The sequence below is a fragment of the Emticicia sp. GW821-FHT11C11 genome, assembly GCF_058808615.1.
In genome coordinates this window covers 135,685-150,112 of record NZ_JBXARV010000003.1, presented here as the reverse complement: position 1 = coordinate 150,112, position 14,428 = coordinate 135,685, and the positions used below count along the sequence as shown (strand labels likewise).

10 protein-coding genes are annotated in these 14,428 nt (G+C 43.0%); 2 read left to right on the top strand and 8 right to left on the bottom strand.

What is annotated here, in order from left to right; all coding sequences use genetic code 11:
• Positions 1–283: 283 nt before the first annotated feature.
• On the top strand, positions 284–2,992 hold the full coding sequence (locus AC1RRY_RS15820) for a PAS domain S-box protein (RefSeq protein WP_492822865.1): 2,709 nt from the start codon (positions 284–286) through the stop codon (positions 2,990–2,992).
• A gap of 176 nt (positions 2,993–3,168) precedes the next feature.
• Here AC1RRY_RS15820 and AC1RRY_RS15815 read toward each other — a convergent pair whose 3' ends face one another.
• Positions 3,169–3,543 (bottom strand): hypothetical protein, encoded by a 375-nt coding sequence (locus tag AC1RRY_RS15815; RefSeq protein ID WP_492822867.1) that lies wholly within the window; start codon positions 3,541–3,543, stop codon positions 3,169–3,171.
• A 237-nt stretch (positions 3,544–3,780) separates the two neighbouring features.
• Positions 3,781–7,206: a ThuA domain-containing protein gene (locus tag AC1RRY_RS15810; RefSeq protein ID WP_492822869.1), complete on the bottom strand. Its 3,426-nt coding sequence runs from the start codon at positions 7,204–7,206 to the stop codon at positions 3,781–3,783.
• Between the two features lie 362 nt (positions 7,207–7,568).
• On the opposite strand from AC1RRY_RS15810, the gene AC1RRY_RS15805 reads away from it, so the two are divergent.
• Entirely contained in the window at positions 7,569–8,309 is a 741-nt protein-coding gene (locus AC1RRY_RS15805) for an NUDIX hydrolase (protein ID WP_492822871.1), read from the top strand.
• Positions 8,310–8,335: 26 nt separating this feature from the next.
• Here AC1RRY_RS15805 and AC1RRY_RS15800 read toward each other — a convergent pair whose 3' ends face one another.
• The 6 genes from AC1RRY_RS15800 to ccoN all read right to left on the bottom strand — a co-directional run bounded on the left by AC1RRY_RS15800 (position 8,336) and on the right by ccoN (position 14,359).
• The gene (locus tag AC1RRY_RS15800; RefSeq protein WP_492822873.1) at positions 8,336–9,013 is read right to left on the bottom strand and encodes a sulfite exporter TauE/SafE family protein; all 678 of its coding nucleotides are present in this window, start codon (positions 9,011–9,013) and stop codon (positions 8,336–8,338) included.
• A 19-nt stretch (positions 9,014–9,032) separates the two neighbouring features.
• Positions 9,033–9,470, bottom strand: a complete 438-nt coding sequence (locus AC1RRY_RS15795; protein WP_492822875.1) for a FixH family protein — start codon at positions 9,468–9,470, stop codon at positions 9,033–9,035.
• A gap of 237 nt (positions 9,471–9,707) precedes the next feature.
• Positions 9,708–11,123, bottom strand: a complete 1,416-nt coding sequence (gene ccoG, locus AC1RRY_RS15790) for a cytochrome c oxidase accessory protein CcoG (protein ID WP_492822877.1) — start codon at positions 11,121–11,123, stop codon at positions 9,708–9,710.
• Between the two features lie 67 nt (positions 11,124–11,190).
• Positions 11,191–12,000, bottom strand: coding sequence for a cbb3-type cytochrome c oxidase N-terminal domain-containing protein (locus AC1RRY_RS15785; RefSeq protein ID WP_492822879.1), 810 nt, complete (start codon positions 11,998–12,000; stop codon positions 11,191–11,193).
• 55 nt (positions 12,001–12,055) lie between these two features.
• A complete protein-coding gene (locus AC1RRY_RS15780) occupies positions 12,056–12,211 on the bottom strand; it encodes a CcoQ/FixQ family Cbb3-type cytochrome c oxidase assembly chaperone (protein WP_492822881.1) in 156 nt (51 codons plus the stop codon).
• Positions 12,212–12,223: 12 nt separating this feature from the next.
• Positions 12,224–14,359 carry a cytochrome-c oxidase, cbb3-type subunit I gene (gene ccoN / locus AC1RRY_RS15775; RefSeq protein WP_492822883.1) on the bottom strand — a complete coding sequence of 712 codons (2,136 nt, stop codon included), beginning with the start codon at positions 14,357–14,359 and terminating at the stop codon, positions 12,224–12,226.
• Between the last annotated feature and the right edge of the window lie 69 nt (positions 14,360–14,428).

The following is a 14,428-nucleotide window of genomic DNA, read 5'->3' as shown; positions in this document are numbered from 1 at the left end:
TTGTTTTATTCGGTTACCCTATTAGTGTACAGATTTAAGAAAAAATCACACAGATTGCAGAAATATTTCATTTTTAAATATAAATCATAAAAAACAGCGCAATGCCAGAATTATTTCATCATTATTTTACGGCATAAATACTTCAAAAAATCACTATTTATATTGACTTTTACCGAATAATTGAAGCCATTGGAAAAACAATCTGAATTCATTATATTTGTTGTTGGGTTATATCCGGGTACACAACCTTCGATTTTATAGATAATTAACCTGAAATTTAGCTATGGGCAATAGGTCATCTCAAGCCACATCTGACAACTCGCATCTATCGGTTCAACTAGATTTTCAACAGACAATTAATAACTTTTTCATGCAGGCCTCTGGTATATTTTGTGTCCTGAAGGGCACTGATTATGTATTCGAACTGGCGAATCCATCTTTTTTGCATTTTTTCGGGCAGAGAGAAGTTGTCGGCAAAAAACTAACCGATATCATGCCTCATTTACAGGAGCAGGGTTTCGTCGATATTCTTGATAAAGTATACGCATCAAAGATAACTTATACCGATGCCGAAATGCGCTTTGAGTTCGACCAACCCGATGGCCCCGAAAAAGAGGTATACGCCAATTTTACATTTCAACCCCTCCTGAATATCAGCGATGAAACAATAGGTATTATTCTATCAGGATATGATGTAACAGAACAAATGAAAGCCCGGAAAAAAGTAGAAGAATTGGAAGAGCGCATGCGCCTTGCTGTGGATGTAAGCAACATTGGTATTTATGATTACAATTTACTGACCAATGAAATTGTGGCGTCAGACATCATGAACAAGATGTTTGGTACGCAACTGGCGCTGGCACCTGACCAGTACGGAGAAATGATTGATGCGGCCGACATAGCCAAATTAAGAACCATTTTTGAAAGAGCTATGATGTCGGGCGAGATGAGTTCTCAGTTCAGAATTAAGCTGGATACCGGCGAACAGAAATGGGTACAAACTACGGCAAAAGTTTTTTACGATAGCAACGGTGTGCCGACGAGGGTGTTGGGTACTTTGAAAGATATTACCGAAAGCAAGATTGCCGAAGAGAAAATGGCTACACTGGCAGCCATAGTTGAGTCGTCAGATGATCTGATTCTTAGTAAGGGGCTCGACGGCATTGTAACCAGTTGGAATGACGCAGGCGAGCGGATTATGGGTTATCGTGCTGAAGAAATGATCGGGCAGCATGTATCGAAACTGATACCTAACGACAGGCTGCAGGAAGAAGACGAGATTATCAGCCGCCTGAAAAGAGGCGAAAGGATAGAACACTTTGAAACCGAACGGATAAGAAAAGATGGTCAGATCATAGATATTTCGCTCACGATTTCTCCGGTTAAAAATAGAAACGGCGATATCATAGGCGCTTCGAAAATTGCCAGAGATATATCGAATCAGAAGGGCAGCGAGAGAATTATCGCCGAGAATGAAGAAAGACTGAAAGTCCTGATTGATGCCAGTGAACTGGGTACGTGGGAGTTGAATCTGATAACAGGAGAAATATGGTATTCGGAAAAATATATTGAGATTTTTGGATACAAAGGACGCACTGCACTAACCCATGAAGACCTGGTGAACCATTTGCATCCTGAAGACCTGAAGATAAGGAATGAAGCATTTGCGGAATCGCAGCGAACAGGTATGTTGCAATATATGGCCAGAGTAATATGGAAAGACAAGAGTATACATTGGATTGATGCCCGCGGGAAGGTTTTGTATGACGAACTGGAGCAACCCTACAAAATGCTGGGCACGGTACGAGACATAACAGCGGAAATGAATTACCGCAGAGAACTTGAATCAAGAGAGCAGAAGTTCAGACTATTGGCAGACTCAATGCCACAGCATATCTGGACCAGCGATGCAGAGGGGAATATGAACTATTTCAACCAGGCCATGTACGATTTCTCGGGTATGAACATAGAGCAGTTGGGGCAGGAAGGCTGGCAGAAGTTGCTATGTCCGGAAGAAAAAGAGGCCAACCGGCAAGCATGGCTGGAGGCCGTTGCGGAGGGTGAATTGTTTAAGGCAGAACATAGGTTTAAACGATACGATGGCCAGTACCGCTGGCAGTTGAGCCGTGCCTTGCCACAGAAAGATGAGGAAGGAAACATTATTATGTGGGTAGGAACCAGCACCGACGTGCACGACTGGAAAGTGTTCACCAACGAACTGGAAGATCAGGTAAAGCAAAGAACCCGTCAGTTGCAGGAGTCGAACGAAGAATTGAGTAAACTGAACAACGAATTGGCTCAATTTGCCTATGTTGCCAGTCATGACCTTCAGGAACCCCTGCGCAAGATTCAGACTTTCTCGACACGGATACAGGAAATAGAAAAAGAAAATCTGTCTGAAAAAGGAAAGGATTATTTCAACCGCCTGCAGAACGCTTCCAGACGAATGCAACAGCTTATATTGGATTTGCTGGCGTATTCGCGCGCTAACACAGCAGAAAGACACTACGAATTAATGAGCCTGAATACGATAGTGGAAGGAGTAACGGAGCAATTGAAAGAGACAATACTGCAAAAAAATGCTGTGATAAAATCTGATAACCTGCCCAAGCTGAAAATCGTTTCGTATCAGTTTGAGCAGTTATTTACTAATCTGTTTACCAATGCGCTTAAGTTTTCGAAAACTGAAGAAGCACCTGTAATTAACATTACCTGCCACATTGTGGCCGGAGAAGAAACAGATGTTGCCGGAATCGATAAAAGTCAGCAATACTACCATATCAGTTTTAAAGATAACGGCATTGGCTTTGAGCCTGAATACAACGAGTCAATTTTTCAGGTATTTAAGCGCCTGCATGGTAAAGACGAGTATCCGGGTACCGGCATCGGCCTTGCCATTGTGAAGAAAATTGTCGAAAACCACTATGGATTTATTACGGCCTCTGGTGAGTTGGAAGAAGGTGCCAGCTTCGATATGTATTTTCCAATATAAAAGGACTGAACTTTGATTTAACTGATTAGTTTCATTGACTACGGAATTAATTGACTTTTATCATAGATTCTGAGCACATAATTATAAAGAATTTGTCTCATCCATATAAACCGGTTAATTCAAGAAATCAGCTCAATCATAAAATCAGTTAAATCAAAGTTACAGACGACAACCATTTATTTCAACCTAGTGCCTTCTACTTCAATCATATCCATCAGTTTGCCTACAAAGTGGTCGTCGTCTTTTTTAGCAATAACCATTGTAAGGTCATAACCACCCGCTGAAAACGCGGCGTGTAATTCTTCGCCCTTAATTTCAACCGATGTCATGTTGGCTACTTCCTTTGTTTCCGGGTTGGTAACTTTACCGATAATTTTGCCGTCTACTACCTCAAAGCTCATAGGTAATTTTACATCGCCCTGCGGAGTACCTTTTACGAGTACTTCCCAGTTGCCTGCATAGAAGTTGGTAGTTGCCGGAGCCTGTGCGTTAACCAGCGATACAGCGGCCATTAATAATACTAAAGTGAGAACAGATTTCAGGTTTTTCATTGATATATGATAATTTTAGTGAATGAGGGGGAATGATTTAGCTAATTAGTGATTTAGTGAATGAGTGATTTTAGAATTCCAAATTAGTGAATTGTGAATGAGTAATTAGTATTTTCGATTGCAAATTGTCGAATTATCTTTAATCTTTATTTAACATTAATAGCTAAATCCAGATAGGCGCAATTGCAAAATTAATAATCACTCATTCACTCAATCACAAATCACTCAATAAATTACTTACTCGTTAAGTTTAAATTCCAGACCGGTTACAATCATCAGCGTGCCGTTTTCAGCTTTTGGATTTACGAAAACCACGTAAACATCATGCATACCTTCCACCTTGCCGATTGGTACTTTCAGAATATTCGGATTCATGCTCATCGTTTCTGATGGTTCAAGTATATCTGACTCTCCTACAAGTTTTCCTTTAGGGCTGTCGAGGCGAAGTTCTATTTTACCACCAAGGGCATTTACCTGTGGTTTAGGTGCCATTGCTTGTACCTGCAATTCGGTGATACCGCTCAGGTCGACCTGATTCAGAACCATGTATGCACCCGATTTGGCAGGCATAGCCAGATTACGACCACTGAACGACATCTTGTTGATGTCTTCATATTTATCAAAATCATGCGCCCCCAATGAAGCGTTTCTCAAAGTAAAGGTCTGTTCCGATTTCAGAGACGGCAGGCCGTTAGAACCCTGATCTTCGTAGGCAGCTCTCACAATGTATACCCCTTTGCCTTTATCATTTGCCGGTAATTTGGCAGTATATTTACCTTGCAATGGCAGCGATTTTGCTTTTGGTTTTTCGTTGGCCAGATTCAGAATGTATTTCACCATTTCACCTGCGTCTGCAGTTGAGATTTGCGGATGACCTGCCATAGCTGTTTCACCCCATACCCCACTACCGCCACTGATTATTTTCTTAGCCAGGCGGTCAACGGCTTCTTTATCACCTTTATATTTAGCGGCTACTTCACGATAAGCCGGACCAATCGATTTCTTCTCTGCACTATGGCAGGCTTTGCAATCACTGGCTTCAATTAATCTTTTACCTACTACAAAAGCAGCGCCTGCATCAGCAGAACGGTGGCCTTGCGCAATGGCTACTTTATCGAAACCTTCGGCCAGATAATCAATGTTGACAGCCACGTTTTCAGGATCAATGCCTTTACCAATGGTGCCGTCTTCCTTATCTTTTACCTTGATGTCGTACTCGAACGATTTGTTGGCTACATAAAACGATTTGTTGCCTTTTGGCATATCGAAACTCAATACCGGAGGCTCGTTACCTGCAACGATTTCGAGCGATTGAGAGTTGGTACCACCTTTATCATCATTAACCGTAAGGGTAGCTTTATAGATACCCGGCTTGGTAAGCGTCAGGCTTGCCTCTGGGGTGCTGATTATCTTGCTGAAACCATTTTTCGAGCTAACCACCCAGGTGTATTTCAATGCATCGCCGTCAGCATCGGCTGATCCTTTTGAACTAAGTTTCAGATTGAAAGGCACAGCCCCACCCTGCTGATTGGCCGATACGGCAATTTGTGGTTTGCGGTTACCGCCATTGTATTCAATGCGAATCAGGCGAGCGTCATCATTACCGGTAAACCAGCCAGAGCCGTATTCAAGCATGTATAAATCACCATTTTCGGCAAATTCCATGTCCATCGGGTTACTGAATTTATAGCTTGGCATGAAACGCTCCATCGATGTATAGTTGCCTTCCTTATCCATCGTCACAGCCATTATCCAGCCGCGCATCCATTCATAAATAAGCAATTTGCTATCGTAATATTTCGGGAATGCGTGTGGCGCAGTTTTGAAATTATCTGAATAAAACACCGGCCCTGCCATTGCGTTTCTACCACCACTGCCCACTAACGGGAACTCGGGAGACGCCGCATACGGATACCAGATAAACGCTTTTTGTGCAGGGGGCAACACCTTTAAACCAGTGTTGCTTGGTGAATTGTTGGTAGGTGCGTTTACATCCCATTTCTCCAACGATTTATTGTTTACAAAATCATACTTATTATAAGCCTTGTTATCACCCACAAAGTGCGGCCAGCCGAAGTTTCCGGCTTTACGTGCCTGGCCTACCTCGTCGTGTCCTGCCGGACCGCGGTCGTCGGCGGGTTTGCTGGCATCGGGGCCAACTTCTCCCCAATAAACGAATCCTGTTTTGTTATCAACCGAGATTCTGAATGGGTTACGATGACCCATGGTATAGATTTCCGGACGGGTGCCTGCGGTTCCTTTGGCAAATAAATTACCTTCGGGCACAGTATAGCCACCATCGGCGGTCGGTTTGATTCTGATTATTTTACCACGCAAATCGTTCGTATTGGCTGATGATTTCTGCGCATCCCACGATTCACGACCTAGTCTTTCATCACTCGGACTGTACCCGCTTGAACCATGCGGATTGGTGTTGTCTCCGGTTGACAGGTACAGGTTACCGGCTTTGTCCCATGCTATAGAACCGGCCGTATGGCAGCATTCCTCTCTTTGGGTCGGAATCTCCAACAATACTTTCTTCGATGAAAGCACCAGTTCGTCACCTTTCAGCTCATAACGGGTCAGAATATTTTTTGATGCTTCAGGTATTGAATAATACAGGTATATCCAGTTGTTCTGCGCAAAATTCGGATCTTTGCCTAAACCAAGCAGCCCATCTTCACCCATTGACTCCTTCCCTTCTTTGTTTTTATACTTAGTACTCACAGGTATGGTAGCAATGGTTTTCAATTGTTTGGTTTTGGTGTTATAGAGTTTTACATCTCCTTTACGCTCTATAAACAGAATGCGGCCGTCGTTCAGCACGCTTAGCTCCATGGGTTCGTTCAGTTTTTCTTCCAGCACTACTTTGGTGAACCGGTTTTCTTCCGGCCTTGCGTTGGCGTAATTCAATGGCTTAGGGTTTGGCCCACCCATAGCATAGTTGATACCTGCATAGAGGTGGTTCAGAAACAATGGCTCAACGAAGGTTTCGTCGGTATGCCCCATTGCTGTATAGAAAGACCGGCCGCCATCAAACTCCTGATACCAGCTCATCGGATGGTAGTCAGGATTTTTGCCTCCCTGATAAGTTTTCTCGTCAATTGTCAGTAATACATTGATTTTGGGCGATATATTCTTGAAGCTATAGAATTCATCGCTTCTTTCAAACTCATCAGGCATGCCTTGTGTAGCCCAATGGTTTTTCTGAACTACGGTATATTTACCTTTCTGTACGTTGCTCGGCACCATCGGGTGGTCTAAGAAATAGGCCCCTGCCAGCTTGCCATACCATGGCCAGTCGTATTCGGTGTCGGTTGCGGCGTGGATACCTACATATCCACCACCTGCCTGAATGAAGCGCTCGAAAGTAGCCTGTTGCTGGTCGTTCAGGATGTCGCCGGTGGTGTTCAGAAACAACACGGCATTGTATTTCTTCATATCGGTTTCATTGAAAGCCGCGGCGTCTTCTGTAAAGGTCACATTGAAACCTTTCTCGGCAGCCATTTTGGCCAGCGCCTTTTTTCCGGCATCAATAGAGGCATGTCTGAATGCCGCCGTTTTGCTGAAAACCAATAAATGCGTTTTTTTGACCTGTGCCTGCACCAGGCTGCAAGATAACAGCAGGGCGAGAATCAGAGTAATAGTCTGGTTACGTTTCATCAAAGTAAAAATGATTGTTTTTAGAAATTAAAGCAATAGCAAAAATCTGTTTTGTTATACTTATGTATACCTGTGAGTCACTCGTACATATTATGCGGCAGAGAGGTGATGCCTCGTGTATCAGCCTAAAATCTCCTGTCACAAATAACTGTCGGTATAGAAAGCGACTAAGGGTAAAGTCTCTTTCAGACACAAATGTGTGTACAGAAAAAATAGAAAGCAAGATTTATTGTCTTAATTTTAGACAATATTAGTTTTTTGACTATTATTGCATTGAATTCAGAATAAATAGTACGTGTTTTAGAAAAATTAGCCAAAATACTGAAATGTGATTTATTTTACAGAAACACCGCGCAGCATCCATGGAATTATTTAAGAAGGAAGATTATATAGAACAGATCTCTATTGACTGTGTCATTTTCGGGTTTCATGACAGGCAGTTGAGAGTACTATTGCCTAAGTTGAAATTTCTGAATATATGGACTTTGCCCGGAGGATTTATTCTGCAAAACGAGAGTATTGACCATGCCGCACTGAGGATTCTGGCTGAACGTACGGCAATCCGGAATATTTATCTGGAGCAGTTCAGCGTGTTTGGTAGTCTGGAGCGGTCGTCACCCGGATTGATGAAAGATGTAATGAAGTTTCACAAGGACAATCTGGATGAGGCGGGCTTGAATAAGGAAGATTTGCAATGGCTGCAGCGTAGATTTATATCAATTGGTTATTATGCACTGGTAGATATCCATCAGGTAGTGCCCTTGTGCTCAGAACTGGACGAAACCTGCGAATGGTATGATATTAAAGACCTACCACCTATGGCTTTTGACCATGCCGATATTGTACTGAAAGCACTGGAAACACTACGCCTGGTGTTGAATCATAAACTGATCGGGTTTAATCTGCTACCGGAAACGTTTACCATGAAGGAAGTACAGGATTTGTATGAAACGGTGCTGGACAGGCCCTTCCGCAGGAACAACTTTCAGAAAATGATTCTTGATCTGGATATTCTGGAACGACTGGAAAAGAAGTTCACCGGAGCAGCCAATAAGGCGCCGTTTTTGTATCGGTTTAAGAGTAAAGAAGAAGCAGTTTCTTAGAGGGCCTTTCAAACACCTAAATTCTCTCACTTCCCTTTACAAATTGTAATCCCGTGTGCATCATGCGCTGTAAAATGATGCGCAGGTAGACTAATACCCTTGAAGATAAGCCAAACAGCCAATACAATATAAGAGAAGGTATAAACCACTTTAGGTTGAAAGCTGATGTATTTGCGGATACCGTTGCCCAGAAAAGCAAAGCTCAGCATCATGGGTAAAGTACCCAGACCAAACAAAGCCATGAAGAGTACACTCTCCCAGGCCCCACTCATCAGAAAAGCGCCACTCAAGGCAGCATACACTAATCCGCAAGGCAACAGGCCATTCAGCACCCCGAAAATAAACTGAGAAAACAACGAGTGTTTTTTGTAGAAGCCGGATAGAGACGATTTAATAAAGTTGTTAAACCTGCTCACATAAGGCAGTACATCCAACGACTTCGTCCATCGCGCAGGTAAAATAAAAGCCAGTAGTATTAAAGCGCCTACTACAATGAACAGCACTTTCTGAGAAGTCAACAAGGCAATTTGCTCACCAGCCAGACCAATCAATAGTCCAAGCAGACTATAAGTAAGAATCCTGCCGAGATTATATACCACCCGACCTAAGATATACCGGCCGCGTTTAGATTTATCGCCCGGCAAAAGCATAGAGATAGGCCCACACATACCCATGCAGTGCAGACTTCCTGCTAACCCTATCATAAATGCCGAATACAACATCCTACAAAATAATTTTCTCTTCTTTCAAATAAGCTTTACCTCCTTTCTCCCATTCCAGCTTCACCACCCAAAGTCCTTTTGCCAGCCGACTCACCGGAATATCCTGTATTGCGCTTTCACGCATGTTCAAATCCAGACTGTAGTCTTTTTTTGCGTCAGACGGGCGATAAAACTGCACTTTACCTACTGCACCCTTTTGCTCTTCCGGAAAACTGATGCTTACTACTTGTTTTTCACCCGAATACGTTATGGCAACAGGTGTACGCAACAGCCCGGTATTGCGTTGTTTTTCGATCTCGTCCTGATACGCAATTTCTTTTTTGTAGTAGTCATTGCTCACCAGCGAAATATCTTTCTGTTTCACACACAGCACTACGAGGCTAATCATAAAGATTACAAACAACCCGTAGAATATCCCGATTTTATGTCCGAAGTTCATGATTATAATTATTTAGTGAATGAATGTTTAGTGATTGAGTGATTAATTAATTATGAATGCTGTCTTGAACTGTGATTGAACTGATTTTAGGATTACGCTGATTTAAGACACAATGATTTGCACGCCGCTAATAAAAAAATATCAAACTAGTATTTCATACAAATCATTATAATCAGTTAAATCAAAGTTCAAGACCCCAATTCGACAATCTGCAATTGAAAATTGACAATCCCTCATTTATTCTCTATATCCCAAAAAAGTAGTCTTAATAGTTTCCAGCTTTTTGTCACCCTGCCAAACCTCAATGGCAAGGCTGGTTTTTATTCTGGTGATGTCCGATTTTTTCATATCAAGGAAGAACACTACATCTGTTTTCCCCTCTTTCTTCACTATAATTTTCTTTTTACCGTCAATCAACCTGATTTCCCCCAGATTATCTTCCACTTTCAGTGTTACTTCCATATCCTGATTACTTTTATTCACAATCTGGGCGTTGTACAGGTTACTGATTTTGTTATTGGCCTGCTCCTGATACATCTGCCCCGGCACGCGCATTACTGTGGTTTCAATAGCCGTCCGGCTCATCAACAAAAACGCCTCAATGCCAATCAGCAATAACAAAACAGCCGAATAAGCATAAGTTCTGAATGAGAGTTTAAATGGCACCCGTTTTTCAACGCTTTCTACCGAGCCATATCTGATCAGCCCTGTCGGCTTGTTGATTTTAATCATTACATCGTCACAGGCATCAATGCAGGCAGTACAGTTAACACACTCCAGTTGCAAGCCATTGCGGATGTCGATACCCGTAGGGCACACCTGCACACAAAGTTTACAATCAATACAATCGCCTTTAATTGATATGGGCGATACAGCTTCTTGTTTGTTCAGTTTGCCGCGTGGTTCACCCCGCACCCAGTCGTAAATAATATTGATGGTATTTCTACCCATCAGGACGCCTTGCAAACGACCATACGGACAGATAGCTATACAAACCTGCTCGCGGAGTTTGGCAAAAACGTAGTAAAACATAGCCGTAAACACAACCAGACCAATAAAGCCTGTCATGTGTTCGGCTGGTGACTGTGTCACAATCTCTTTAGTAGCCTCTATGCCTATCAGATAGGCCATTGTGGTATGAGCTATCAGAATAGAAATAAGAAGGAATATGAGTCCTTTTGCGCCCTTTTTAAAGATTTTCTCTCCTGTCCACGGAGCTTTATTCAGTGCCTGTTGCTGTTTTCTGTCGCCCTCAATCCAGTATTCAACTTTGCGGAAAACCATTTCCATGAATACCGTTTGCGGACAAGCCCAACCACACCAGAAACGGCCATAAACCACCGTAAACAGAATAATAAAAACAAAGAACGTTACAAGACCAACACTGAAAAAGACAGAATCCTGTGGCAAAAACAATTGACCGAATAACACAAATTTCCGCTCCAGCACATTAATCATCAATAGTGGTTGTCCGTTGATTTTAACGAATGGCCCTACAAAAAACAGAGTCAGAAAAATGATAGTTGCTATGATACGATAATTATGATAGCTACCACCCGGTTTTTTCGGATACACCCATATCCTCTTCCCCTCACTATCTACCGTGGCTATGCTGTCCCGATAGGCTTCATCGATAAAATCTAAATTGCTCACTGTCTTCTCCTATTTATTTCTTCCTATTTCTACCTGACAAACTCATGTTAGCAGTTGGCGAGATAGTTTATAACGTAGCTACCGGTTTGGCACCGGTTGAATCGGCACCTGCAGCAGCTTTTTCTCCTTGTGGCGCCTTGGCATTAGGTGGGTTAGTCCCCTGAATCGACAAGATATAATTACTTACCTCTTGTATTTCGTTCGGTTTCATGGTAGCCTGCCAGGCAATCATCCCCTTTTCGGGCACACCATATTTCACGGTTTTGAACACATCATTGATTGTTCCTCCATGCAGCCAGTATTCATCTGTCAGGTTAGGCCCTACTCCGCCTTCACCTGCCTGCCCATGGCAGGCAGCACATTTTGAAACAAAAATCTCCTTTCCAATGCTGATAGTCTTATCGTCTGTTAACAGCTTTACAGTTTTTTCATCAATGGCATTAACCATTTTTGATTGATACAATTCCACTTCTTTCTTGGCTTCATCCATCGATATCTGGTATTCTTCATCCTGCAAAGGTGTTACGTTCCAGATATGGTAGATGCCCACATATACCACTGCAAAAACGATGGTAGCGTAGAACATCTTCACCCACCACGGTGGCAGGTGGTTGTCCAGCTCCTGAATGCCGTCATAACTATGGTGCAGCAATATGGTTTCTTCTTTCTCAATAGAAACCGATGTTCCGGCCTCTTTTTGCCACCATTTCTGAAAGCTGAATGGCACAATTGTTCTACCCTCTTTTTCAGCTATGATCTTGTTGATGACACGATACATATTCAATACCACAACCAATAAAATGATGGCTGTGAGAATCAATACGATAAGCACCAATAGCTGAATGAGTTCATCGCCTGATTTTATAAATGTTCCCATAAATGAGTAATATTTTAAATTTCTTAAAACCTGATTATTTTGCCCTGCGGCGATGTTAATCTAATGGCAGTTTCTCAATATAGCTCTGCTTCTTTTTGTCGAACCGTATCACGTGCCATCCCAAACCGATAAAGAAGAGAAAGAATATCAGCAGTGAGAAAATCGGATAGATGCTCACACCTTCAATTTGTTCGAAATAATGTTTAAACATGGTCGTAAATAGTTATTGTTTAATATCGGTACCCAATCTTTGCAGGTAAGCAATCAACGCTATGATTTCCTTATCGCTACTTGTTTTTATTTTGGCGTCAGCCAGGCTTTTGGCAATCTGGTCTGCCTGTTTTTCCGCTTCGGCTATTGCTATGTTTTCATAACCTTCCGGATACGGCACACCCAGTGTACGCATGGCTTTAATCTTGGCCGGCAGCATTTCTTTGTCGTAGTCGTTTTCAAGTAACCACGGATACGGAGGCATAATTGAGCCGGGCGACATGGTGGTTGGATCCATCATGTGGTTATAGTGCCAGCTATCCGGATACTTCTTACCTACACGGTGCAAGTCTGGTCCGGTGCGTTTCGAACCCCACAGGAATGGGTGATCATACACAAATTCACCTGCTTTTGAGTATTCACCATAACGCTCGGTTTCAGAACGGAACGGACGAACCATCTGCGAGTGACAACCCACGCAACCTTCTTTGATGTAGATGTCTCTACCTTCCAGTTCAAGTGGTGTATAAGGTTTCACAGCTGCAATGGTAGGTACATTAGACTCTATCAAAGCCGTAGGCACAAATTCTATTACCCCACCAATTACTACCGCTACAATAGCTAAGCCTGTAAAAATCACCGGTTTGCGTTCCAGCACTGAGTGCCAGTGGCCACCTACTACTTTCACATTTTTTTCAAGCGCAGGGGCTTCGGCATATTCTGCATCAACAAAAGTGCCTTGTTGTGCTGTTTTAATCAGGTTATAAATCATTACCAGCGTACCAACCAGAAACATAGTACCACCTACGGCTCTCATCATATACAGAGGCACAATCTGTGTTACCGTTTCAAGGAAGTTCGGATACGCCAGGAAGCCGTCTTGTGTAAACTCTTTCCACATCAGACTTTGGGTGAATCCTGCCCAGTACATCGGCAAGGCATACAGAATAATACCCAATGTACCTATCCAGAAGTGCGCGTTGGTTAAGCTTTTAGAGTAAAGCTGGGTTTTGTACATACGTGGAACCAGATAGTACAGAATACCGAATATCATGAAACCGTTCCAGCCTAGTGCGCCCACATGCACGTGGGCGATTGTCCAGTCTGTAAAGTGCGAAATGGCGTTTACGTTTTTCAAAGAAAGCATCGGGCCTTCAAAAGTGGCCATACCGTAAGCGGTAACGGCTACTACGAAAAATTTTAGAACCGGATCCTCACGAACTTTGTCCCACGCACCGCGTAATGTCAGAAGACCGTTCAGCATACCACCCCACGACGGTGCAATCAGCATGATTGAGAACACCGTTCCCAGGCTTTGCGCCCAATCAGGCAATGAGCTGTACAACAAGTGGTGAGGCCCCGCCCAGATATAGATAAATATCAAAGACCAGAAGTGAATAATCGACAACTTATAGGAGTATACGGGGCGATTAGCCGCTTTAGGCAGGAAGTAGTACATCAGACCCAGATACGGGGTTGTCAGGAAGAAAGCCACCGCATTGTGTCCGTACCACCATTGTACCAGGGCATCCTGCACACCGGCGTATAGTGAATAGCTTTTGGTTAAAGAAACAGGTATTGAAAGCGAGTTCACAATGTGCAGCAAAGCCACTGTAACCACCGTAGCAATATAAAACCAAACGGCAACATACATGTGGCGCTCACGCCGACGAAGGATAGTACCAAACATATTAATGGCAAATATTACCCATACAATAGTAATAGCAAGGTCAATCGGCCATTCTAACTCGGCATATTCCTTGCTGGTTGTCATACCCAGCGGCAGCGTAATGGCCGCTGCAAGAATGATTAACTGCCAACCCCAGAAGTGAATCCAGGACAGGGTTTTGTTGAACATAGCCGTTTTCAACAGCCTTGGCATGGAGTAGTAGATACCTGCAAACATGGCATTACCTACAAAGGCAAAAATAATGGCATTGGTGTGTAAAGGCCGTAGACGCCCAAAGGTTACATGGGGGCTTTCAAAATTGGCTCCGGGCCAAAAAAGCTGAATGGCCAGAGTTAAACCGGCCAGCATGCCCACTAAACCAAAGATGACTGTTACGATCAGAAAAGCTTTGACGATTTTATTATCATACTCAAATCGTTCTAATGTCCCAACTGACTCGGGCTGCGTAGTATACTGCATAGTAAAATGAAGTTTAAAACTTTGATGGCGTAAAATTACTGTCGGGTGCATGCTGAAAACATGACTACC

Bases quoted from the DNA above. Each gene is read 5' to 3' on its own strand.
- AC1RRY_RS15810 (WP_492822869.1), bottom strand. From the start codon at position 7,206: ATGAAACGTAACCAGACTATTACTCTGATTCTCGCCCTGCTGTTATCT.
- ccoN (WP_492822883.1), bottom strand. From the start codon at position 14,359: ATGCAGTATACTACGCAGCCCGAGTCAGTTGGGACATTAGAACGATTT.
- AC1RRY_RS15785 (WP_492822879.1), bottom strand. From the start codon at position 12,000: ATGGGAACATTTATAAAATCAGGCGATGAACTCATTCAGCTATTGGTG.
- AC1RRY_RS15815 (WP_492822867.1), bottom strand. From the start codon at position 3,543: ATGAAAAACCTGAAATCTGTTCTCACTTTAGTATTATTAATGGCCGCT.
- AC1RRY_RS15820 (WP_492822865.1), top strand. From the start codon at position 284: ATGGGCAATAGGTCATCTCAAGCCACATCTGACAACTCGCATCTATCG.
- AC1RRY_RS15805 (WP_492822871.1), top strand. From the start codon at position 7,569: ATGGAATTATTTAAGAAGGAAGATTATATAGAACAGATCTCTATTGAC.
- AC1RRY_RS15795 (WP_492822875.1), bottom strand. From the start codon at position 9,470: ATGAACTTCGGACATAAAATCGGGATATTCTACGGGTTGTTTGTAATC.
- AC1RRY_RS15780 (WP_492822881.1), bottom strand. From the start codon at position 12,211: ATGTTTAAACATTATTTCGAACAAATTGAAGGTGTGAGCATCTATCCG.
- AC1RRY_RS15800 (WP_492822873.1), bottom strand. From the start codon at position 9,013: ATGATAGGGTTAGCAGGAAGTCTGCACTGCATGGGTATGTGTGGGCCT.